Origin of the sequence: Arsenicicoccus piscis (assembly GCF_022568835.1) — a bacterium.
Classification (GTDB): Bacteria; Actinomycetota; Actinomycetes; order Actinomycetales; family Dermatophilaceae; genus Arsenicicoccus; species Arsenicicoccus piscis.
In genome coordinates this window covers 381,296-404,097 of record NZ_JAKZHV010000002.1, presented here as the reverse complement: position 1 = coordinate 404,097, position 22,802 = coordinate 381,296, and the positions used below count along the sequence as shown (strand labels likewise).

Below are 22,802 nucleotides of genomic sequence, written 5' to 3'. Positions count from 1 at the left end.
GTGCTGAGGGCGGCCGAGGCCGCGAGGCGACCCGGTGGGAGCGCGGGCGCGACCACGTATCCTGCTCGGGTGCCTGAACGCTCGACCTCGCCTGCCCGCGCCCGCTCCCGGCGCGGGGGCCGGTCGCGGTCCGGTCCACGCGGTCCGCGTCCGCTGACGCCGGAGCAGGTGGAGCTGCGGGCGGCGTCCGTCCCCGAGCTGCACTACCCGCCCGAGCTGCCCGTCGTCGAGCGGCGCGAGGACATCGCCGCCGCCATCCGTGACCACCAGGTCGTCATCGTCGCGGGGGAGACGGGCTCGGGCAAGACCACCCAGCTGCCCAAGATCGCGCTCGAGCTGGGCCGCGGGGTGCACGGCCTGATCGGCCACACCCAGCCACGCCGGATCGCCGCGCGCTCGGTCGCCGAGCGGATCGCCGAGGAGCTGGACGTCGAGCTCGGTGGGGTCGTGGGCTACCAGGTGAGGTTCACCGACCACTCGTCGAGGGACTCGCTGATCAAGGTGATGACCGACGGCATCCTGCTGACCGAGATGGCGCGCGACCGGGACCTGCGCCGCTACGACACGATCATCATCGACGAGGCCCACGAGCGCAGCCTCAACATCGACTTCATCCTCGGCTACCTCAAGCAGCTCCTCCCGCGGCGGCCGGACCTCAAGGTGATCATCACCTCCGCGACGATCGACCCCGAGCGGTTCGCCCGCCACTTCGCCGCACCCGACGGCACGCCGGCGCCGATCGTCGAGGTGTCGGGTCGCACCTACCCGGTCGAGGTGCGCTACCGGCCGCTGGAGCGGGACCGCGGCCCGGACGTCGCGCCCGAGCCCGTCGACCAGGTGACCGGCATCGTCGAGGCGGTCGAGGAGCTGTGGACCGAGGCAGGCGTCGGTGACGGCGGCGGCCAGGACATCCTGGTGTTCTGCTCGGGCGAGCGCGAGATCCGCGACGCCGCCGACGCCCTCACGGCCCTCGAGCTGCCGAGCACCGAGGTGCTCCCGCTCTACGCCCGGCTGTCCGCCGCCGAGCAGCACCGCGTCTTCTCCCGACACCGCGGCCGGCGAATCGTGCTGTCCACCAACGTTGCCGAGACCTCGCTGACCGTCCCTGGCATCCGCTACGTCGTCGACACCGGCGTCGCGCGCATCTCCCGCTACAGCCAGCGTACGAAGGTGCAGCGGCTGCCGATCGAGCCGATCTCGCAGGCGTCGGCGCTGCAGCGATCGGGTCGCTGCGGACGAGTGGCCGACGGCATCGCGATCCGGCTCTACTCCGAGGAGGACTTCGCGGCGCGACCGGCGTTCACCGACCCCGAGATCCTGCGCACCAACCTCGCCTCGGTCATCCTCCAGATGACCTCGCTCGGGCTCGGCGACATCGCGCGCTTCCCGTTCGTCGAGCCACCCGACTCGCGCCAGATCGCCGACGGCATGCGGCTGCTCGAGGAGCTGGAGGCGATCAGCCCGGCCGAGCCGGACCCGCGCCGGCGGCTCACCCCGATCGGTCGCCGGATCGCTGCCCTGCCGCTCGACCCGCGTCTGGCCCGCATGGTCATCGAGGCCGACCGGCAGGAGTGCCTGCGCGAGGTCCTGATCATCGCTGCGGCCCTGTCGATCCAGGACCTGCGCGAGCGTCCCGCCGACAAGCAGGCCCAGGCCGATCAGCAGCACGCCCGCTTCAAGGACGAGCACAGCGACTTCATCACCTGGCTCAACCTCTGGAACTACCTGCGAGATCAGCAGAAAGCCTTGAGCGGCAGCGCTTTTCGCAGGATGTGCAAGAACGAGTACCTTCACTACCTGCGCATCCGCGAGTGGCAGGACCTGCACTCCCAGCTCAAGCAGGTCTGCAAGCAGCTGGGGCTCGAGCCCAACAAGCAGCACGCGCAGCCGGACGCCGTCCACCAGGCCCTCGCGTCAGGCCTGTTGTCCCACATCGGACTTCGCGACGCCGAGCGGCGTGACTACCAGGGCGCGCGGGGTGCCCGGTTCGCCATCCAGCCCGGCTCGGTGCTGCTGCGCCAGCAGCCGGAGTGGGTCATGGCGGGGGAGCTCGTCGAGACGACGCGGCTGTGGGCGCGCACCGTCGCGAAGGTCGACCCGGCGTGGCTGGAGCGGCTCGGCGCACACCTGGTCAAGCGGCAGTACTCCGAGCCGCACTGGGAGCGCAAGCGGGCGAGCGCCGTTGCGCTGGAACGTGTCACGCTCTACGGCGTCCCGCTGGTCGCGGGGCGTCGCGTCGGCTACGGCACCGTAGACCCCGCCGGGGCTCGCGACATCTTCATCCGTTCCGCGCTGGTCGAGGGTGACTGGGACACTCGCCACCCGTTCTTCGTCGCGAACCGGCGCCTGCTCGACGAGATCGCCGAGCTGGAGGAGCGCGCCCGGCGACGCGACATCGTCGTCGGGGACGAGGAGCTCTACGCGTTCTACGACGCGCGGATCCCGGCCGAGGTCGTGAGCGGCGCACACTTCGACAGCTGGTGGAAGCGCGCGCGTCGGGAGCAGCCGGACCTGCTGACCATGACCGAGGCGGACGTCGTCGCGGAGGGGGCCGACACCGCTGTGTCGGACGACTTCCCGCCCACCTGGCGCCAGGGGGACCTGGAGCTCAGCCTCACCTACCAGTTCCGGCCGGGAGCGGACGCCGACGGGGTCACCGTGCACGTGCCCGTCGAGGTGCTGAACCGGGTGCGGGCCGACGGCTTCGACTGGCAGGTGCCTGGCCTGCGCGAGGAGCTGGCCACGGCGCTGATCCGCGCGCTGCCCAAGGGAACTCGCCGCAACTTCGTGCCGGCACCCGACCACGCCCGCACGGCGCTGGCCGCGGTCGACCAGGCGTCGGGGCGCCCGCTCGTCGCCGAGCTGGCCCGGGTGCTGGAGCAGCGCACCCGGGTGGCGGTCCCCGCGACCGACTGGGACGTCACCCGCGTGCCCGACCACCTGCGGATGACCTTCCGGGTCGAGGACGCCCGCGGCCAGGTCGTCGCGGAGGGCAAGGACCTGGACGCGCTGCGGCGCACGGCAGCACCCACCGTGCGCCGCACCATGGCCCGGGCCGCCGCGTCCATCGAGCGCACCGGCCTGACGACGTGGGGCGACCTCGAGCTGCCCCGCACCTTCGAGCAGCAGGTGGCCGGACGCACCGTCGTCGGCTATCCGGCGCTGGTCGACCGCGGCGAGTCCGTGGCCGTCCAGGTCCTGGCGACCCGTCGCGACGCCGACGTCGCCACCCGACTCGGCGTGCGAAGACTGTTGCTGCTCAACGTCGCTCCGCCGTGGAAGCGCGTCCTCGCGGTCCTGTCCAACCAGCAGAAGGTCGCGCTCGGGCACAACCCGCACGGCAGCGTGCCGGCCCTGCTCGACGACTGCCTGGCCGCCGCCGTCGACTCCATCGCCGCCGAGGGGGCCGGGGGAGCCGCCGAGGTCCGCGACCCCGTGGCCTTCGAGGAGGTGCTGCGCCGGGTCCGCCAGCTGGCGTCGGCGCGCGTCATCGAGGTCATCGAGCGGGTCGAGCCGATCCTGGTCGCCGCTCGCACGGCACGGCTGGCGATCGAGGCGCTGCGCGGCCCCACGGTCGCCGCCCTGCGGGCCGACCTGGAGCGCCAGCTCGACGGGCTGATCCACCCCGGTTTCGTCGCCGAGGTCGGGGCCGCCCGGCTGCCGGCCGTCCTGCGCTACGTCAAGGGGATCGCGCTGCGCTGCGAGAAGGCGCCGGCCGACCTGCGCCGCGACGACGAGCGCTCGGCCGTCGTCGCCACGGTCGAGCGCGAGCACCGCACCTTCCTCGCGGCCCTGCCGCCGGCGCGGGTCGACGACCCCGACGTGGTCGAGATCCGTTGGATGATCGAGGAGCTGCGCGTCTCGCTGTTCGCCCAGTCGCTCGGCACCGCCCACCCCGTCTCGGAGCAGCGGATCTACAAGGCGATGGACGCCGCCGAGGCGCGCTCGACGTGACGCACGTCACATTCCCCGCGTCGTCGGAGGACATGACGTTGCTCGGTGGCTGGCAGGTCGCCACGGTGGAGGGGGCGATGGGGCCCGACGACTACTCGCCGGCGACCAAGGCTGCGGCCACCCACGGTTAGGTGGTCGGTCAGCGGTTGGCCGCAGGATCCAAGACGTCGCTGCGTGCCGGCGTGCAGCTCCCGGCCGACATCACGGTCGAAGGCCGGGCGCTGCCCCTCAAGGTCGTCTGTCGGTCGGCCGACCGCCAGGTGGAGCTCATCGTGCGCTCGCCGCTGACGTTCTCGTCCGCGCACGAACCTGCGGTGCCTGGCGCCTGATCGGCCGAGCGGTCAGCGGCGCCTCTTGGTGGTCGACTCCTGCTCGGCCGCCTCGTGCACGGCCTCCAGCCCCCGCAGGACGGTCATCAGGAAGCCCTGGGCAGGTCCTCCGGTGGCCGCGACCCGCCGCTGCTGCTCGCGCAGCTGGCGCTGGACGAGCTGCTGCGGCGACGGTGGGCGCGGTGCGCGCGGGGACGCAGCGCCGGGCCACGCCTCGCGGGCCGTCCGCGGCCGAGGCTGCTGGACCTGCCGTCGGGGCGCCGGCGACGGGGCGCGCGCCGCGCGCTGCCTGTCCGCCTGACTCTGAGTCTGACCCTGCGCGCGTCTCTGCGCTTGTGCTTGTCCCTGTGCCGACGCCTGCGGCTGCTCCTCCTCGGGCAGCCACGCGTTGCTGAGGTAGGCGTCCAGGGCGGGCGGGGGAGGCAGCGACGGCAGCGGCCGCAACGCGCTCGACGGCCCCGCGTCGAACAGGGTCGAGACCTCCAGCGGCGCGGGCATGAGATCACCGACGTCCCACTGCAGGATGTCGTGCTCGTCGGAGCCGGCCATCCGCCTGCGGCTGCGCTGCTCGCTCATGGTGCCTCCTCGTCCCTCCCCGTGCCTGCCTCCGTGCCTGCCGTCCCTCCCGCGTCGGGCCGGAATGCCGTGAGTGCGCCGATCGTTGCACAGAGCAGAACCATGCGGGTAGCACCACCGGCAGCTTCGTCCCGAAGCCGCCACGAGCGCTACCACGGACTGCGATCACGAAAGGCCAGGACCGTGCAGGATCCCACCCAGCTCTACCGGCTCGAGACCGACGCCGACCTCCCTGCCCTGCGGGCGTCGACCATGGTCGTCGCCATGGGCTCCTTCATCGATGCCGGGCACACCCAGCGACTCATCTCCGACCACCTCACTGGCGGCCTCGAGAGCCGGGTCGTCGCGTCGTTCGACGTCGACCAGCTCCTCGACTACCGCGGGCGTCGCCCGCTGATGACCTTCGACAAGGACCGCTACACCTCCTACGACGACCCCGCGCTGCTGCTGCACCACGTGATCGACGAGGACGGCGTGCCCTTCCTGCTGCTCGCCGGCCCCGAGCCGGACTACCAGTGGGAGCGGGTCGTCGAGGCGGTCCGCGGGCTCGAGGCGATGTTCGGCGTCACCCTCACCGTCACGGTGCACGGCATCCCCATGGCCGTGCCCCACACCCGCCCGGTCGGCATCACCCGGCACGCCAGCGACAGCCGGCTGATCCCCGACAACGAGCCCGTCTTCGACACCGTCCAGGTGCCCGGGTCCTTCGCGGGCCTGCTCGAGCTGCGCCTCGGCGAGGCCGGCAAGGACGTCATCGGCTTCTCGCTGCACGTGCCGCACTACCTCGCCCAGACCGACTACGCCGACGCGGCGCTCACCGGCCTGCGTGCGGTCTCCGGCGCGTCCGGCCTCAGCCTGCCGACGGCCGACCTGGCCGCGCTCGCCGGGGTCAACCGGCAGCAGCTCGCCGCCGAGATCTCCGGCAACGAGGAGGTCGGGCAGGTCGTCGCCGCGCTCGAGGAGCAGTACGACCAGTTCGTCCGCGGCCTCGAGCGGCCCTCGCTGCTCGCGCAGTCGCCGGGCGAGCTCCCGACCGCCGACGAGATCGGTGCGGAGTTCGAGCAGTTCCTGCGGACCCAGACCGACCGGGAGTCCTGAGTCGGGTCTGAGCTGCGTTCCGAGCAGGCCTACTTGGCCTCGGACCAGCGGTGCACGGTCGTGACGTCGGCGACGAAGCGCACCGTGCTGCCGCCGGTCCAGCGCCGCGACGCAGCGCCCAGCGTGTCGTGCACCAGCGCGACGGCCTGCTCGGCGTGCTCCCGCGGCACGTGCAGCAGCAGCTCGTCGTGCAGGCACAGCACGATCTGACCGTCCAGCCGAGCCAGCTCCAGGCGCACGGTCGCCGCCCACGCCTTGAACAGCTCGGCGGCGGCCCCTTGGATCACCGCGTTGCGGGCGAACCGCCCCCGCCCGGCCCGTTGGGCGTCGGTCAGCGGGCCCTGCCACATCGGCACCCGCCGGCCGCCGAAGGTCTGCACCGCGTCGCCGCGCAGCCCCGCCTCGTAGGCCCGGTGCAGGTAGGCCATGGCGTCCGGGTAGGTCCGGTCCAGCCGGCGCAGCGCCTCGCCGGCCGCCCCGCTCGTCTGGCCGTACATCGCGGCGAGGACGGCCACCTTGGCGACCGGACGGTCTACGCGCAGCTGGTCGGCGACGGGGGCGTAGAGGTCGTCGGCGCGGCTCGCGGCCGCGAACGCCGCGTCCCCGGACACCGCCGCGAGCACCCGTGGCTCGATCTGCCCGAGGTCGGCCCGCACCAGGACGTGGCCCTCGTGGGCGGCTACCGCGGGCCGGAGCTCCGCGGGCAGGTTGTGCAGCCCGTTGCCGCCGGTCATCCGACCTGCCCCGCCGTCGCACGCGGTCCACGGCCCGCGCAGCCGGTCGTCGGTCTCGACGTAGGTCGCGAGCCAGTGCCACCCGTAGGTCGTCGCGATCCGCTCGGCCTTGCGCCAGCCGAGCAGCGCCTCGACCACGGGGTGCTTGTCGCGGTAGGGCGTGAGGGTCCACTTGCGCGTGTCCGGCACGTCGATCCCGACCGAGGCGAGCAGCGCCCGCACCTGCACGGGGTTGCGCAGGTCGGTGTGCTCCGCACCGGGCACGAGCCGTAGCACGGGCTGGTCGCGCTCGCGTCGGCCGCGGGCTGCATCGGCCTCGGTGGCCGGGCGCGGTCCGGCGGAGGCCTCGATGAGCGACTCCAGCGCGGCCCGGTCGATCGGCAGCCCGTGCTGCTCCATCTCGACGCAGAGCACGGCGGCCGCGGACTCGCTGGTCGCCGTGACCACCGCGCGGGGGGTGCGGTCGGCGAGCCGCTGCTGCTGGCGCTGCGCCGTCTCCAGGGCCGCCTGGGCGAGCCGGCGCCCGCGAGCCCAGCCGTCGTCGGGGGAGCCGGCCCAGGTGCGCGCGTCCGCCCGCAGGTGCCCGGCTGGCGTGACCAGCGGGTCCGGGTCGCTGCCGTCAGCAGCGCCCGAGCCAGCCGCAGGTCGTAGCGCCATCGCGAACAGGTCGTCCGGCTCCTCCACCGGTGCCGCGGCCGGGTCCAGGCCGTGTGCCGTGGCGTAGGCCTCGCCGGGCCGGGCGGACCAGCCGCCGACCAGCAGGCGGTGCGCCTCGGCGACGTCCCAGGCGCGGGCCACCGGCACCGTGGCCAGCACCCGACGGGCGTCGGTGCCGGCGTCCCACCACACCCAGCGGGGGCGGCGCTCGAGCTCCAGGCGGCGCAGCAGGTCCGCCGCGCCGTCGTGGGTCGGCGCCAGCAGGACCCGACCGTCCGAGCCGTCCACCACCAGCAGGCCGGTCGGCAGCTCCAGCGCGACCACCGCGTCGGCCAGTGTCGACGGCGCGCGAGGGGCGGTTATGCCGCTCGTGGTGGCGGGTATGTCGAGCACCGGTTCAGTGTGACAGCCCCCGTGCCCGACCCGGACATGACAGAGTGGGCCGCGCTGCGCTCTACGCATCATCCGAACCCGAAAGGACCGTTGTGGGCCTCCTGGACAAGCTGACCTCTCCCGTGCTCGACCGAGTGCTGGGATCGAACACCGTCGACCCCAAGACCGGTCAGGTGACCGGCGAGTCGCGCATCAACGGCCCGGCCAACGAGCTGGTCGAGAAGCTGCTCGGCGTCGGCATCGACGGGCGGGGCCCGTTCGAGGGTGCCGACGAGTTCGCGCAGAAGGCGCTCGCGGAGGCCAAGAACCCCAACGCGGCGGTCGACGACATCATCGGCAAGCACCTCAAGCTCGCCTCGGCCGGCGGCTTCGTCACCGGCCTCGGCGGCTTCGTGACCATGGTGGTGGCGATCCCCGCCAACGTCGTGGAGTTCTACGTGCTGGCCACGCGCATGGTCGCGAGCATCGCCAAGGTCCGCGGCTACGACCTGAGCCAGGACGAGACCCGCTCGGCCGTGCTGCTCGCCCTGGTCGGCGGCTCGGACGCCAACGAGGTCATGAAGGCCGCCGGGGTCGTCCCGACCGGTCGCCTCGCCGGCCTCGCGGCCGGCCGGCTGCCGAAGTCCGCGCTGATGATGATCAACAAGGGCGTCGTCAACAAGATGGCCGCCAACCTCACCGAGAAGGGCGTCGCCAAGTTCGTGGGCAAGGGCCTGCCGGTCGTCGGCGGTGTCGTCGGCGCCGGGCTGGACTACTACCTGCTCAAGAAGATCGCGGCGAACGCCAAGACCCAGTTCCCGGCGCGGCCCGCGTCGGCCTGAGCTCGGCCGGGGTCGGGTGGCGGTCGGCGGGAACGCCGCGGCGGAATCCTTCGTCCTAGCGGGGCGTTGACACTGGTGCTCGGCTGATCCAGCCGGCACCCCCAGCGTCCGGCCGCACCGCGCCGGACACGTCCCTCGGAGGTCCTTGTGGCTGCTTCCCGCTCGACCGCGTCCCGTCTTGGCCTGCTGCGCTCCATCGCGCACGCCACCCGCTCCGCCGCTCGGCCGGGCTCGGCCGGTCTGCCCACCCGCCTCGCTGCGCTGCCGCGCATGTGGTCGGCCGTCAGGACCGGTCAGTACACCGGCACCTCGACGGGCGTGCTGGTGGGCCTGGTCGCCGCGGCCGCCTACCTGCTGTCGCCCGTCGACCTGATGCCCGAGGGTGTCCTCGGGCTGTTCGGCCTCGGCGACGACGCGTTCGTGCTCGCCTGGCTGGCCAGCACCCTGGTGAACTCCACCGAGGACTTCCTCGGCTGGGAGCGCGCGACCGGTGGCGCGTCCGCCGGTCCCGCCACCGCCCGCTCGACGAGTCGCGGGGCGCAGGACGTCCTGGTCGGCGACGTGGTGCGCTGACTTCGCCGCTCGCCATCCTCCGGTAGCCCCGGCGCCATCTCGCGCTCATCGGCTCCAGGTCGCCGGACCAGCCTCTTTGGCACCCCCTCTCGCACCCCCTGTGCCGCCTGCGCGTGCACAGGGGGTGCGGCGCGTCCGGGCGCTGACCCGTCCGCCGTCCACAGCCGCGGGCTCGCCCTTCCGGGGGTGCTCGAGCCGCAGCAGGGTCGGTGCATGACTCCGCAGACCCCCGCACCCAGCGCCCGGACGGAACCCACCGTCACCAAGATCAGCTCACCCGCCGAGGTGGCCCGGCTCGTGCCGCACCTGCTCGGTTTCGCACCGCACGACAGCGTCGTCGTGGTGTCGTTCGCCGGACCACGGCGCCGCCTGGGCCCGGTGGCGCGCTTCGACCAGCCGACCGAGGCCGAGCACATCGACCTCGTGCTCGCCGGTCTGGAGCCGCTGCTGCTCAACGCCGGGGTCGAGGAGGTGATGGCCATCGCCTTCGTCGACACGGCGCCCGAGGCATCGTCGACGAGACCCTGGACGCCCTCGGCTTCTTCGTCGCGGGCCACGGGTTCGACCTGGTCGCGGCGGTGGTGGTGCGGGACGAGCAGTGGCGCTGGGCCGGTGAGCCGTGGCGTGGGGACGTGCTGCCCGATCCCGTGCAGGTGCCGGCCGTCATGGCCTACGTCGAGATCGGGAGCGCGCCGCTGCCGAGCCGCGAGGCCCTCGCCGACGCCCTCGTGCCGCTGCCCGAGGGCCCGGCCGCGCAGGAGCTGCGCCGGCTCGTCGCGGGCTGCCTGGACCGGCGCTCCCGACCGCTCGCGTGGCTGATGGGGGTGAACGCCCCCACGTCGAGCTGGGCCGAGGTGGAGAGTGGGTGGCACGAGGACGCGATGCGCTGGGCGACGGTGCTCGGCCTGGACGCGCAGCCCCACGCCGATCGCCCGGGTCTGCTCGACCCGCTGCCCGAGCTCGCCCCCGGCGAGCTGGCCGCTCTCGTGGCCAGCCTCGAGGACCGCGCCTTCCGGGACGCGCTGATCGCCTGGGTGGTGCCCGACGCGACGCCCGCACCGGACCTGGGTTACTCCCTCCACGGCGTCGACGCGGTCGTGCGCCCCGTGCTGGGGCCGGTGCCGGATCCCGAGGACGGCCAGGTGCAGGCGACGCTCGGCCGCCTCGAGGAGCTGGCGCGCCGGCTGCCGCTGGACCTGCAGGCGCCGCTGCTGACCATGCTGGGCGTCGCCCGCTGGGCCGAGGGCGCCGGAGCGGCGGCCGACCTCGCCGTGACCCAGGCCCTGGCGGGACGCCCCGGCTACCGGCTCGCCGAGCTCGTGGAGGCGCTGATCACCCACCAGGTGCCGCCACGCGGCCGGGGCAGGCAGGATCGGCCGCGCGAGGCTACCGTGTGAGCCACACGACGGTCGGCGTCCCGGCCGGTCCCGCCGACGCCTCGGGCGGGGCCGGGCGCCGGTCGAGAACGAGGAGGAGCAGATGTCGGTAGTCGTCGGCCTGGTGCCGACCAAGGAGGGCCGCGCCGCGATGGTGCGCGCCGCCGAGGAGGCCGTGCGGCGCCGGGTGCCGCTGATCGTGGTCGACATCGCCGACGTGAGTCGGGCCGGTGACACCGCCGACCTGACGTCCCTCGGCTCGGTGCTGCAGGAGGTCCGGGCGACCATCGGGACGACGGTGCCGCTGACCGTCCATGCCGCGGCCGACGACGCGGACCTGGCGGAGGAGCTGATCACCGTGGCCGAGCAGCACGACGCCGACACGATCGTGATCGGCCTGCGGCAACGCAGCGCGACCGGCAAGCTCGACCTCGGGTCCAACGCCCAGCGGATCCTGCTCGACGCTGGTTGCCCGGTCATCACGGTGAAGGGTTGAGGGTGAAGGGTTGAGCCCGCGCCGTGAGGCCAGCCGATCGGCCCTGACCGGCCCTGTGGACCACGCGAGTCGGGGGGCATTTCGGTGGCTCGGACGACCGCTCGGGGACGCCCGGGTCGGCGTTCGGAAGGAAAGGGGGGCCCGCGGCGTTTTATAATGGTCGATAGCGCGCTCAGGCGGCCCCGGTCGGCCCACCTGCAGACCCTGCCACGACAGGGCCAGACCTCCACTTGACGCCGTCCACGTCGGCGATCGTCGTCGGTCCAGGCCCTGCTCGGGGACCTCCGGGCCTCGGTCGGGTCGAGCCGCCGGCGCCAGCGCCCGTGTGATTGCAAGCCACGAAAGGTTGTCGTGACCACCCCCTCCGCTTCACGCTCCACCACGCTCCCTGCCGAGTTCTCCCACCCGGCCCTGCAGGAGCTGTTGGCGACCGGCACCACCACCGGATCGGTCGACAGCCGCCAGCTCGGCCAGGCACTCGACCAGCTGGCCCTCGAGCCGTCCCGCATGAAGGCCGTGCTGCGCGCGCTGGACGCGCAGGGCATCCAGGTCACGCTCGACCCGGACCACGCCCGCGCGCTCGCGGCCAGCGGGCCGGCGCGCAAGACCGCGGCCAAGAAGAGCCCGGCCAAGAAGGCCACCAAGACCGCGACCAAGACGGCCGCCAAGAAGGCCGGCGCTGCTGCCGCGCCGGCGCAGGACGGGTCCGACGAGGCCGCCTCGGAGGCTCCCGCAAAGAAGGCCGCGCCGCGCGCTGCCGCGAAAAAGGCTGCGGGCAAGGCGACTTCGGCGACCAAGGTGAGCCCCGGGGGCGACGCCGAGGCCGACGACGCCGCAGAGGGCACCACCAAGGCGGCTGCGAAGAAGAGCGGCAAGGCCGCCGCGAAGAAGGCGACCAAGAAGACCGCGACCAAGGCGAGCGCGAAGTCCGCGGGCGCCGACGCGGTGGATGGCGACGACGTGGTCGACGACCAGGAGGCCGTGGAGGTCGAGCCGGGCGAGGGCGACCTCGAGAGCGGCTCGGACGCCACCGACGTGGCGACCGACACCGCTGACGACGCCGACGTCGAGGACGCCGACGAGGTCGAGGACGGCGACGAGGAGGGCCCCGAGGGCACTCCTGCACCCGCGGCCCGCTCGGGCGCGGCCAAGAAGGCCGAGCCGGAGGAGGAGACCGAGACCGCGGGCTTCGTCATCCGCGACGACGACGAGGACGACGCCCCGGCGCAGCAGGTCGTGACCGCCGGTGCCACGGCCGACCCGGTCAAGGACTACCTCAAGCAGATCGGCAAGGTCGCGCTGCTGAACGCCGAGCAGGAGGTCGAGCTCGCCAAGCGGATCGAGGCCGGTCTGTTCGCCGAGGAGCGGCTGAACGCCGACGAGAAGATGGAGATGAAGCTCAAGCGTGAGCTGTGGTGGATCTCCCAGGACGGCAAGAAGGCCAAGAACCACCTGCTGGAGGCCAACCTGCGTCTGGTCGTGTCGTTGGCCAAGCGCTACACCGGTCGCGGCATGCTCTTCCTCGACCTGATCCAGGAGGGCAACCTCGGTCTGATCCGTGCGGTCGAGAAGTTCGACTACACCAAGGGCTACAAGTTCTCGACGTACGCGACGTGGTGGATCCGTCAGGCCATCACCCGGGCCATGGCCGACCAGGCGCGCACCATCCGCATCCCGGTGCACATGGTCGAGGTCATCAACAAGCTCGCCCGCGTCCAGCGCCAGATGCTCCAGGACCTCGGGCGCGAGCCCACCCCGGAGGAGCTCGCCAAGGAGCTCGACATGACGCCCGAGAAGGTCGTCGAGGTGCAGAAGTACGGCCGCGAGCCGATCTCGCTGCACACCCCCCTCGGCGAGGACGGCGACAGCGAGTTCGGCGACCTGATCGAGGACTCCGAGGCGGTCGTCCCGGCCGACGCGGTGAGCTTCACCCTGCTGCAGGAGCAGCTGCACTCGGTCCTCGACACGCTCTCCGAGCGCGAGGCGGGTGTCGTGTCGATGCGGTTCGGGCTGACGGACGGCCAGCCGAAGACGCTCGACGAGATCGGCAAGGTCTACGGCGTCACGCGCGAGCGGATCCGGCAGATCGAGTCCAAGACCATGTCCAAGCTGCGTCACCCGTCGCGCTCGCAGGTGCTGCGCGACTACCTGGACTGATCGGTCCGTCTGAGCCGGCTGTGCACGTCTGAGCCGGCCCGGCCGTACAGCCACCACTCACCGACCCCTGCCCGTCAGCGACGGCGCAGCGGGTCGGTGAGTGCGTCGTAGACCTTCCACCCGGCTCGCGAGAGGACCTGCAGGCCCGTGGTCGGCAGCAGCGCGGCCCGTAGCCGCACCGGCAACGACCGGGTCCGAGCGACCCGCGAGCGCACCTCGTCGGCCTGGTCTGCGACCTTGTGCGGGTCCGTGGGGCTCGGGTCGGTGCGGCTCGGAACGGTGGCGTTCGGGTCCGTAGCGCTCGGTTCGGTGGCGCTGGGGTGGTCGACAGCTCGGGTGGGGGCGTAGCGCACCCGCTCGACGGTCGCCAGCATGGTCGCGAGCCCGTCCCGGGAGGCCGCGTCGAGCCCCGGGACGCTGCGGTAGTGATCGGCCAGCGTGCGCGGGGTCAGCCCCGCGGGTGCGCCCAGGCCGAGGTCGTCGAGCTGCTCGCGCAGGGTGAGCCACTGTGCCTCCACGCGTTCGGCCTCGCTGCGTGCCTGCTCGCGTCGGCGGCGCCGCACCAGCGCCGCCGTGACCGGCGTGAGCGCCAGCAGGGCCAGCACGGCGAGCACGGAGCCGAGCAGGATCAGCCGCATCGGGGTGAACAGGCCGCGCACCGAGTCCCACGTCGACGTGCTGGTCGTCGGCGCCTCCTGCGGCGCCGTGGGCTGCTGAGCCCGGGGGGAGGCGGCGGTCGGCGTCGGGGTGGGCGTGGCGGTCGGAGTCGCCGTCGGCACCGCCCAGCCGGGAGCCGTGCCGCTGCGACCGCTGGGCGTCGGCTCGAACCGGGTCCAGCCGACCCCGGCGAGGTAGATCTCGGGCCAGGCGTGCGCGTCGCCGGCGACGACGGTGTAGCTCGCGGTGCGGGGGGAGTAGGACCCGGGCAGGAAGCCGAGCACCAGGCGGGCGGGGATGCCCTGCGAGCGCGCCATCATGATCATCGAGGTGGCGAACTGGGTGCAGTAGCCCTGCCGGGTGGTGAGGAAGTTGCTGATCGGGTCCAGGGTCCCGGCGCCCGGGTTGCCCGGCTCGCGCGGCTGGGGCGGGGCCAGGGTGAGGGAATAGCTGAACCGGTTGCTTCGGAGGTACTGCTGGATCGCGAGCGCCTTGTCGTAGGCGGTGGTCGCCGGTCCGCCGTTGACGCCGCCGGCCACGATCTCGTCGGCGGTCCGCCGCACCAGCGGCGCCGACGCCGGGTCGAGCTCGAGCAGGTCGCCGCCGTAGACGTCGGGCAGCGGGATGCCGCTGCGCTCGGCGTCGGCCCGGGTCACGGCCAGCTGGGCCGGGGTGGGCGCGGGCTCGCGGTAGATGAGCCGATAGGTCTGGGCCTGGCGCGAGACGCGCACGATGCCGGTGACTTCGTCCTTGCGCCAGCGGGCGTCGACGTCGGCCTGGACCACGTCGCCGGGGACGGCGAGCTGCGGCGAGGAGACCTGGTTGCCGGCCGCGGAGAACTGCCGGACCACGGTGCGGACCCCCTCCGCGATTCCTTGCGGCTGTTGGCCCCGGTCGAGGTCGTCGAGGCCAGGAGGGGTCGCGCGATCGCCGAACCACCGGCCGTTCTCGTAGCCCGTGCTGACGGCGACGGCGAGCGGCGGCGGCTGCGGCGCGTTGGTCTTGTAGATCAGGACCGGGCGGTCGCTGCGGTCGCGCAGGCTGCGGTCGAGGTCTACCGAGGAGGAGAACGAGATGGGCCCCCGCGCGCCCTGGGCCGCGGAGTCGGCGCGACCGAGCCCGGGGATGAGGAAGCGGGTGGGGACGTCCGGCAGCACCGACTGGGCGCCGAGGGCGAGCAGCACCGCGACCACGGCCGCGACGCGGGCTCGGTCGGTGAACCGGCCGAGGCCGACGGCGTCGCCGCGACCGGGCTCGTAGCGGCGCACGGCGGTGTTGCCCCAGTGCCCGAGTTGGCCCGTGTTGTGCTGGGCCACGAGCAGCAGCCACACGATCGCCAGCACGGCGAAGTAGCGGACCGGGAGCGCGTCGCCGGTGTTGACCACGCTGATCATGAAGATGATGAGCAGCGGGAAGCCGGCGAGGGCAGGCGAGCGCAGCTCGACGGCGAGCAGGTCGACGACGACGGCGAAGGCGCTGACCATCACGACGAGCAGGAACACCAGGCCCGGCGTCGCCGGTGCCGGGGCGGCGTAGTTCGCCATCGTCCGCAGGCCCTGGGTCACCAGGTCGGAGACGTGCGTCGGGAGGGTCCAGGTGGGCAGGCCGTAGGGTCCGTCACCGAGGTGGAACAGCCAGTTCAGCGCCAGCAACGCGGCGAGGACCTGCGCGGCGACGGTGACGACGGCGGGCCAGCGCTGCGAGCGCCCGAGCACGCCGATCACCCCGACGAGCAGCAGGATCGCGATGGTCGGCATGACCCAGGTCTGCCGGACGAGGAGGGTGGACAGCGGCCAGGCCGCCACGAGGACGGCGAAGCCGGCCAGCAGTGTGTCGAGCGGACGGGCCCTCATCGTCGGCCCCCGTCCGGGTGGTCGAGCGCGGCCCAGGCCTGGTCGACGCTCTCGGAGCCCTGGACGACCACCGTGCGCCAGCCGTGGGCCCGCAGGACCTGGACGGTGGCGGACACGTCGCCGCCGTCGTGGCGGGCGGGCCCGCGGTCATGGTGATGGGGCCGGCTGGGTCGGTGCCGGGAGCGGGAGCCGTCGTGTCCGAAGGCGGCCGGGTCGAGCACCAGGGCGGCCGAGGTCGTGCCGGGGTGCCGGGCCGCGGCGAGGACGGCGGCGTCGGACCCGTCGGTCGCAGCGCCCGAGGACGCCACTGCGCCGCGGTCCTTGTCACCCGCCCTGTCGACCACCCTGTCGTCGACCCTGTCGCCCGCCCCGACGACGGCCACGACGACCCCGCCGAGCGAGGCCAGGTCGGCGGCCGCGCGCACGACCTCGGGGTAGGTCTCGTCGTCACCGACCCGGGCCAGGGCCAGCACCTCCAGCGCTGCGTCCGTGGTCGTCGCCGTGGCGCAGTCGTCGAGGGTGTCGTCGGTGACCAGGTGGACGGCGAAGCCGCGACGGTCGAGGTGGGCCACCACGGACGCGACGGCGCTCACCGCCCACTCGAACGCCTCCGAGCCGTCCGGCCCGAGGGTCGAGCGCCGCGAGTCCAGCAGCACGACGGCGCGCCGCAGCGCGGGACGCTCCTCCTGACGCACCATCGGCTCGCCGCGGTGGGCGGTGGCGGGCCAGTGGATCCGGCGCTGGTCGTCGCCGAGGCGGTACTCGCGGATCGACATGTTCTCGGCGCCGTGCAGCGCCACCATCTGGGGGACGGTGCCCTCGGCGCCGCTGCCGGCGCTGGTCAAGCGGGTGTCGCCGAGGTCGACGACGACCGGCAGCACGAGGATGGCGTCGTCGCTCGGCACCTGCGCGAGCCGGCTGGTCAGCCCGAAGGCGTCGCGCACGCGCACCAGCAGCGGTCCGAGGCGGTAGCGCCCTCGCGCGGTCGGGCGCACCGTGTAGCTCACGTGCCGCACCTGGCCCCCGGCGATGCCGGGGAGCACGAAGCGCGGCCGGTCGCCGAGGACGTAGGCGAGCTGCTCCTGGGCGACCACGAGCGGGGACCGGCGGCGGTCGACGTTGGTGAGCGCGAGGTCTACGGTGGCGTGCTCTCCGACGGTCAGCACGTCAGGGGACACGGTGCGGCGGGCCTGCAGCCACGAGGGGGAGCGGCGACCGACGAGCACGGCCGCCAGCGCGATGCCGACGAGCAGCAGGCCGAGCCGGGTGAGGTCACCGAGGCCGATCAGCAGCCCGGCCGCGAGCAGGACCACGCCCGCCGAGAGGAACGACTGCCCCCGGGTCGTGAGGATGCTCTCGCGCCGTGCCATGACCGGTCAGCGGGACGGACCGGGGGCGGCGCTCGGGACGGGGGTGACGCGGACCAGCTCCCGCACGACGTCCTCGACCCCGCGGTGGCCGGGGCCACCAGCAGGGATGAGCCGGTGCACGAGGACCGGGAGGGCCATGGCCTGGATGTCGTCGGGCAGGACGTGGTCGCGACCGGCGAGGACGGCCTCGGCCTTGGCGGCCTGCAGCAGCTGCAGGCCCGCGCGCGGCGAGGCCCCGAGACGCAGCGCGGTGGTCTGCCGGCTGGCCCGGCACAGCTCGACGACGTACCGCTGCGCGGCGGGGGATGCGTGCACCGCGCGGACCGAGGCGATCAGCGCCGCGAGCTCGGCCGCGTCGGTCACGGCGGTCAGGCCGGCCAGCGGGTCGGAGTCGCCGTGGCTCGCCAGCATCGCCAGCTCGGCGTCGGCGGTGGGGTAGCCGAGGGAGATCCGGGCCATGAAGCGGTCGCGCTGGGCCTCGGGGAGGGGGTAGGTGCCCTCCATCTCGATCGGGTTCTGGGTCGCGACGACGAGGAACGGCCGCGGCAACGGGTAGGTGTGCCCGTCGGAGCTGACCTGGCGCTCCTCCATGGCCTCCAGCAGTGCGGACTGGGTCTTGGGGGAGGCCCGGTTGATCTCGTCGCCGATCAGGACGTTGGTGAAGACCGCGCCCGGGCGGAACTCGAACGCCTGGGTCTGCTGGTTGAAGATGCTGACGCCGGTGATGTCGGACGGCAGCAGGTCGGGCGTGCACTGCACCCGCCGCACCGTCGTGCCGGTCGCCTTCGCCAGCGACTTGGCGAGCATCGTCTTGCCGACGCCCGGCACGTCCTCGAGCAGCAGGTGGCCCCCGGCGAGCAGGACGACCACGGCGGTGCGCACCTCCTCGGGCTTGCCCTCGATCACCGAGCACACGGCCTCGACGATGCGGGCCGCGACCGCCGCCGCGTCGGGCGCGAGGGCTGGGGGCGTCCCGCCGTCGTGCGCGAGCGTCTGCGGCGAGTCCATCTGTCCCCCCGAGGGTGTGCGGGTCGAGTGCAGGTCGAGCGCAGGCGAGTACAGGGCGCGCGACGTGCACGCGGTGTCGGCAGGCTACCTGCCCCAGCCCAGAACGTGCCCCTCCACAACCCTCCACCCCGCACCGAGGTCGGTCGCTCCACCCCCACCTCGGGGCTGGTTCTGGGCCGTTCCGGGCTTGTTCTGGCCGTTCTCGGGCCACTGCGCCGGCGGTAGACCGGCTGCGCACCACCCGGGTGGCCGCACCACCCCACTTTGCTCCACCGCATCTGACCTGCGAAGACAACGATTTCATCTCGTGTCTTACGGCTTCGTCCTGCCTTTGGTGGGGGGAGGTGGGGTAAAGTGGAGGGAAGCGGATCGGAGAGGGGGTCGGATCATGTTCTTGGGCACGCACACACCGCGGCTGGACGACAAGGGCCGACTGATCCTGCCCGCGAAGTTCCGCGAGCGCCTCGCCGGCGGTCTGGTCATGACCCGCGGGCAGGAGCGCTGCCTCTACGTCTTCCCGATGGACGAGTTCGTCCGCGTCGCCGACCAGCTGCGCGCCGCCCCGGTGACGAGCAAGGCCGTGCGGGACTACCTGCGCGTCTTCCTCTCCGGTGCCTCGGACGAGATCCCCGACAAGCAGGGCCGGGTCACCATCCCCGCCAACCTGCGCCACTACGCCGGCCTGGACCGCGACTGCACGGTCATCGGCGCCGGCGGCCGACTCGAGCTGTGGGACACCACCGCGTGGGAGGCCTACCTGGCCGACAGCGAGCAGGCGTTCTCCGACCAGGCCGAGGAGGTGATCCCGGGGCTGCTCTAGCCCGAAGCACCGACCGCCCTGGCGTGTGGTCTCCACCCGCTCCAGCAGACGCTCCAGATCCGCTCCCGGAACACCTTCCCCGGTCCCGGGCCCGGCACCCGGAGCGGATGGGGGCCAGACCCCAGGGCCGCACCACCACTCACCACCCCAACCCGCTCAGCGCCACCCGCCACCACACCCACGCACCACCGGCAGCGACGAAGGAAGGAGCACGACGATGACCGAGCGCACCGGCGCCGCCGGACGCCACGTCCCGGTCCTGCGCGACCGGATCGTCGAGCTCCTCGCCCCCGCACTCTCCCGGCCGCTCCCCGACGGTGAGCGGCCGGTCTACGTCGACGGGACCCTCGGCATGGGGGGCCACGCCGAGGCCGTGCTCACCGCCTGCCCCGAGGCCCGCCTGGTCGGCATCGACCGCGACACCGAGGCGATCCGCCTCGCGGCCGAACGGCTCGCGCCGTTCGGCGACCGCGTGACGCTGGTGCACGCGCGCTACGACGAGATCGGCGAGGTGCTCGCGGACGTGCTCGCGGACCGCGCCGCCGACCGCCCCGACGACCGGGCGGCAGCTGGTGCGACCCCTGGCGTGCAGGCGATCCTGCTCGACCTCGGCGTGTCGTCGTTGCAGCTCGACGAGCTGGACCGGGGCTTCGCCTACCGGGTGGACGCCCCGCTCGACATGCGGATGGACGCGACGACAGGCCCCACCGCGGCCGACGTCCTCAACACCTACGACGCGGCCGAGCTCACCCGGGTGCTGCGCACCTACGGCGAGGAGCGCTTCGCCGCGCGGATCGCCAAGGCCGTCGTCCGCGAGCGGGAGCGCGCGCCGTTCACGACGTCCGCCCGGCTGGTCGAGCTGCTGCGCGACGCGATCCCCGCCGCCTCCCAGCGCACCGGGGGACACCCGGGCAAGCGCACCTTCCAGGCGCTGCGCATCGAGGTCAATGCCGAGCTGGCCTCGCTCGAGGTGGCCGTCCCCGCCGCGGTCGACGCGCTCGCGGTCGGTGGCCGGCTCGCCGTGCTCTCCTACCACTCGCTCGAGGACCGGCTGGTCAAGCAGGCACTCGCGGCCGGTGCCACGTCGACCGCCCCTCCCGGCCTTCCCGTAGAGCTCCCCGAGCACCGGCCGTTCCTGCGCCTGGTCACCCGCGGGGGCGAGGAGCCCACCGAGGCCGAGGTCGCCGAGAACTCTCGCGCCGCGTCGGCCCGGCTGCGGGTCGCCGAGCGCACCCGCCCGAGCGGCCCGCTCGCCGAGCGCCACCCCGCCGGTCCCCGCCGCCCCGACCGACCCCACCGCGCCCCGAGCGCCAACCGCACCCCAGCCGCCTCCCGCCGCACGAGCTCGACCCACCCGAAGGGAACCCGATGAGCGCCACGACCGCCTCCGCCGCGCCGGCCCGCGCCCCACGACGCCTCCCCGCCCCTCCGGCCCTGCGCCTCGTGCGGGCCTCGGGCAGCCGCGCCACCCGCGTCCCGTTCCTCGGGATCGCGGCCGCGCTGCTCACGCTCGGGCTGATCGCGGTGCTCGTCCTCAACATCACCTTGTCGCAGGGCTCCTACACCGTGCACGACCTGCGGGAGAAGTCGGCCACCCTGGCCGACACCCGCACGGCGCTCGACCAGGACCTCAACACCGTCTCCTCCGCACCCCACCTCGCCCAGCAGGCCGCCCAGCTCGGCCTGGTGCCGGCCGGCTCGCCGGCGTTCATCGACCCCGCCACGGGGAAGGTCTCCGGCGTGGCGAAGCCGGCCGGCGCGGAGGGCGACTTTACGGTGGTGACAGGGTCGGCAGCGCTGGCGCCGGCGGGGGCCGTCGCACCGTCGTTGGCCTCGGCCACCACCTCGGTCGCGGGCCTGGGGCTCGGCGGTGGGCTCCTCGGGGCGCTCGCCTCGCTCCCGCGCTGAGCGGCCCCGGCGAGACCGCACCACCCGACCGCGCAGCACCCGACGACTGAGAAGGAACGCCCCAGGTGAGCTCCGGACGCAGCACCCGCCGAAGGGGGCGCACCGGACCCCACGCCCACCCGGTCCGCCGGGTGCGGGCGATGTTCATCGCGTCGATGTTCGTGCTGTCGATCTTCGCGGCCCAGCTGGTGCGGATCCAGGGGTTCGACGCCGACAAGGTGGCGGCCACGGCGCTGGCCCAGCGGCTCTACGACAAGCCCATCCCGGCGCTGCGCGGCCAGATCACCGACGCCAGCGGCACGGTGCTCGCCCAGAGCGTCGAGCGCTACACGATCGTCGCCGACCAGCTGTCGGTGCAGAAGTACACGAAGAAGGCCAACGGCAAGAACACCCAGGTCGGGGCGCGCGGCGCGGCCGACGACCTGGCCCCGCTGCTCGGGCTGAACGCCGACGACCTGTTCCTCAAGCTCAACGGCTCCAAGCGCTACTGGAAGGTCGCGGTCGACGTGACCCCGGTCGTGTGGCGCAGCGTGAGCAAGCTCGCGGTGCCCGGCATCAGCGTCGAGCGCACCACCAAGCGGGTCTACCCCTCCGGCCCGTTCGACGCGAGCCTCGTCGGGGTCATGAACAACGCCGACGTCCCCGTCGCCGGGGTAGAGCTGATGGCTGACGAGGCGTTGCGCGGCACTCCCGGGTCCGAGCGGTACGAGACGAGCGCGACCGGCCGCCAGATCCCGACCGGCAACAGCGACTACGTGGCGCCCGTGCCCGGCCGTGACGTGCGCCTGACCATCGACTCGGACCTGCAGCTCTACGCCCAGAACGAGCTGGCCAAGGCGGTCACCGAGCGCAACGCCCTCTCCGGCACGGCCGTCGTGATGGACGTCAAGACCGCGCAGCTGCTGGCCGTGGCGAACTACCCGACGTTCGACCCCAACAACCTCGCCAACGCCCCGACCGGGAGCACGCTCGCCAACAAGGCCTTCCAGGAGGCGTTCGAGCCCGGGTCGACCGCCAAGGTGCTCAGCCTGTCGGCGGCGCTGCAGGAAGGGCTGATCACCCCGTCCACCCCCATCACGGTGCCGTCGGAGCTGAAGAAGCTGGACAAGACCTTCAAGGACTCCGAGGAGCACGGCGTCGAGGAGCTCACCGCCACCGGCGTGCTCGCGAAGTCGTCCAACATGGGCACGATCATCGCCTCGGACGGGCTGCGCCAGAACGCCAAGATCCTGCGCTACTTCACCGATTTCGGGCTCGGCCGCACGAGCGGCATCGGCTTCCCGGCCGAGAGCGCGGGGCAGATCCCGAAGACGCTGCACGACACCAACCAGTACACCATCATGTTCGGCCAGGGCCTGTCCGTGAACGCCGTCCAGGCCGCCTCGGTCTACCAGACCATCGCCAACGGCGGCGTGCGGGTGGCTCCCTCGCTGGTCGCCGGGGAGGCGGCCGCCGACGGCACGTACACCCCGGTGAAGGCGCCCGCCCAGCAGCAGGTGCTGCGCGGCGACGTCGCCCACGAGATGAGCGAGATGCTCGAGTCGGTGACCGGTGACGACGGCACGGCGAGCAAGGTGCGCGTCCCGGGCTACCGCATCGCCGGCAAGACGGGCACGGCCGACCGCTACGTCGACAAGCGGGCCGTCGACGGCAAGCCGGGCTACGAGGGCTACACCGCGTCGTTCATCGGCTACGCGCCTGCGGGCAACCCGCGGTTCGTCATCGCCGTGATGCTTCAGCGCCCGCTCAACGGGCACTACGGCGGGCTCACCGCCGGCCCGGTCTTCACCAGCGTGATGCGCTACGCCCTCGGCAAGTACGGCGTCCCGCCGGACACCGCGCCCGCGCCGAACTTCCCCGTGTGGCAGCCCGGCTACTCCGCCGACCACCCCAACGGCGCCCCGCTGCCCGCGCTGATGGGGCCCTCCGCGGCGCGCAACACCACGACGTCCGCTGGGACCGGCGCGGCTGCGACGAAGTCCCCGTCGCCCACCCCCTCGACCGACGCCACGAGACGGTAGG

Annotated in this window: 17 protein-coding genes and 1 pseudogene; 13 read left to right on the top strand and 5 right to left on the bottom strand. The window is 73.4% G+C overall.

What is annotated here, in order from left to right; genetic code table 11:
• Positions 1–69: 69 nt before the first annotated feature.
• The 3 genes from hrpA to MM440_RS04830 are packed head-to-tail and all read left to right on the top strand — an operon-like array spanning position 70 to position 4,283.
• Entirely contained in the window at positions 70–3,954 is a 3,885-nt protein-coding gene (gene hrpA / locus MM440_RS04835) for an ATP-dependent RNA helicase HrpA (RefSeq protein ID WP_241442941.1), read from the top strand.
• Entirely contained in the window at positions 3,951–4,085 is a 135-nt protein-coding gene (locus tag MM440_RS16920; RefSeq protein ID WP_277626275.1) for a hypothetical protein, read from the top strand. Before hrpA ends, MM440_RS16920 begins: the two co-directional genes overlap by 4 nt.
• A gap of 15 nt (positions 4,086–4,100) precedes the next feature.
• The gene (locus tag MM440_RS04830) at positions 4,101–4,283 is read left to right on the top strand and encodes a hypothetical protein (RefSeq protein ID WP_241442939.1); all 183 of its coding nucleotides are present in this window, start codon (positions 4,101–4,103) and stop codon (positions 4,281–4,283) included.
• A gap of 12 nt (positions 4,284–4,295) precedes the next feature.
• On the opposite strand, the gene MM440_RS04825 is transcribed toward MM440_RS04830, so the two are convergent.
• The gene (locus MM440_RS04825; protein ID WP_241442937.1) at positions 4,296–4,859 is read right to left on the bottom strand and encodes a hypothetical protein; all 564 of its coding nucleotides are present in this window, start codon (positions 4,857–4,859) and stop codon (positions 4,296–4,298) included.
• Positions 4,860–5,042: 183 nt separating this feature from the next.
• Here MM440_RS04825 and MM440_RS04820 point away from each other — a divergent pair, with 183 nt between their 5' ends.
• Positions 5,043–5,957, top strand: coding sequence for a PAC2 family protein (locus MM440_RS04820; RefSeq protein WP_241442935.1), 915 nt, complete (start codon positions 5,043–5,045; stop codon positions 5,955–5,957).
• A 29-nt stretch (positions 5,958–5,986) separates the two neighbouring features.
• On the opposite strand, the gene MM440_RS04815 is transcribed toward MM440_RS04820, so the two are convergent.
• Positions 5,987–7,741: a DNA polymerase gene (locus MM440_RS04815; protein ID WP_241442933.1), complete on the bottom strand. Its 1,755-nt coding sequence runs from the start codon at positions 7,739–7,741 to the stop codon at positions 5,987–5,989.
• Between the two features lie 92 nt (positions 7,742–7,833).
• On the opposite strand from MM440_RS04815, the gene MM440_RS04810 reads away from it, so the two are divergent.
• The 5 genes and pseudogenes from MM440_RS04810 (at position 7,834) to MM440_RS04790 (ending at position 13,164) form a co-directional block, all read left to right on the top strand.
• Positions 7,834–8,562, top strand: a complete 729-nt coding sequence (locus tag MM440_RS04810) for an EcsC family protein (protein WP_241442931.1) — start codon at positions 7,834–7,836, stop codon at positions 8,560–8,562.
• Between the two features lie 147 nt (positions 8,563–8,709).
• The gene (locus MM440_RS04805) at positions 8,710–9,135 is read left to right on the top strand and encodes a YkvA family protein (protein WP_241442924.1); all 426 of its coding nucleotides are present in this window, start codon (positions 8,710–8,712) and stop codon (positions 9,133–9,135) included.
• 213 nt (positions 9,136–9,348) lie between these two features.
• Positions 9,349–10,532: pseudogene (locus MM440_RS04800) on the top strand (DUF4192 domain-containing protein).
• An 82-nt stretch (positions 10,533–10,614) separates the two neighbouring features.
• Positions 10,615–11,007, top strand: a complete 393-nt coding sequence (locus tag MM440_RS04795; protein WP_241442914.1) for a universal stress protein — start codon at positions 10,615–10,617, stop codon at positions 11,005–11,007.
• Between the two features lie 351 nt (positions 11,008–11,358).
• Positions 11,359–13,164 carry an RNA polymerase sigma factor gene (locus tag MM440_RS04790; protein WP_241442912.1) on the top strand — a complete coding sequence of 602 codons (1,806 nt, stop codon included), beginning with the start codon at positions 11,359–11,361 and terminating at the stop codon, positions 13,162–13,164.
• 74 nt (positions 13,165–13,238) lie between these two features.
• On the opposite strand, the gene MM440_RS04785 is transcribed toward MM440_RS04790, so the two are convergent.
• From MM440_RS04785 to MM440_RS04775, 3 genes are read right to left on the bottom strand one after another with little or no spacing between them, the layout of a single operon-like run.
• Positions 13,239–15,674, bottom strand: coding sequence for a transglutaminase TgpA family protein (locus MM440_RS04785; protein WP_241442899.1), 2,436 nt, complete (start codon positions 15,672–15,674; stop codon positions 13,239–13,241).
• Positions 15,671–17,044 (bottom strand): DUF58 domain-containing protein, encoded by a 1,374-nt coding sequence (locus MM440_RS04780; RefSeq protein ID WP_241442890.1) that lies wholly within the window; start codon positions 17,042–17,044, stop codon positions 15,671–15,673. The genes MM440_RS04785 and MM440_RS04780 overlap by 4 nt, the downstream gene beginning before the upstream one ends.
• Positions 17,045–17,050: 6 nt before the next feature.
• Positions 17,051–18,052, bottom strand: a complete 1,002-nt coding sequence (locus MM440_RS04775) for an AAA family ATPase (RefSeq protein WP_241442888.1) — start codon at positions 18,050–18,052, stop codon at positions 17,051–17,053.
• Between the two features lie 388 nt (positions 18,053–18,440).
• Between MM440_RS04775 and mraZ the strand changes: the two genes are divergently transcribed.
• The 4 genes from mraZ to MM440_RS04755 all read left to right on the top strand — a co-directional run bounded on the left by mraZ (position 18,441) and on the right by MM440_RS04755 (position 22,801).
• Positions 18,441–18,872: a division/cell wall cluster transcriptional repressor MraZ gene (gene mraZ, locus MM440_RS04770; protein WP_241442883.1), complete on the top strand. Its 432-nt coding sequence runs from the start codon at positions 18,441–18,443 to the stop codon at positions 18,870–18,872.
• 217 nt (positions 18,873–19,089) lie between these two features.
• Positions 19,090–20,244, top strand: coding sequence for a 16S rRNA (cytosine(1402)-N(4))-methyltransferase RsmH (gene rsmH / locus MM440_RS04765; protein ID WP_241442881.1), 1,155 nt, complete (start codon positions 19,090–19,092; stop codon positions 20,242–20,244).
• Positions 20,241–20,780 carry a cell division protein FtsL gene (gene ftsL, locus MM440_RS04760; protein ID WP_241442879.1) on the top strand — a complete coding sequence of 180 codons (540 nt, stop codon included), beginning with the start codon at positions 20,241–20,243 and terminating at the stop codon, positions 20,778–20,780. The genes rsmH and ftsL overlap by 4 nt, the downstream gene beginning before the upstream one ends.
• A 65-nt stretch (positions 20,781–20,845) precedes the next feature.
• On the top strand, positions 20,846–22,801 hold the full coding sequence (locus MM440_RS04755) for a peptidoglycan D,D-transpeptidase FtsI family protein (protein WP_241442878.1): 1,956 nt from the start codon (positions 20,846–20,848) through the stop codon (positions 22,799–22,801).
• The last annotated feature ends 1 nt before the right edge of the window (position 22,802 follow it).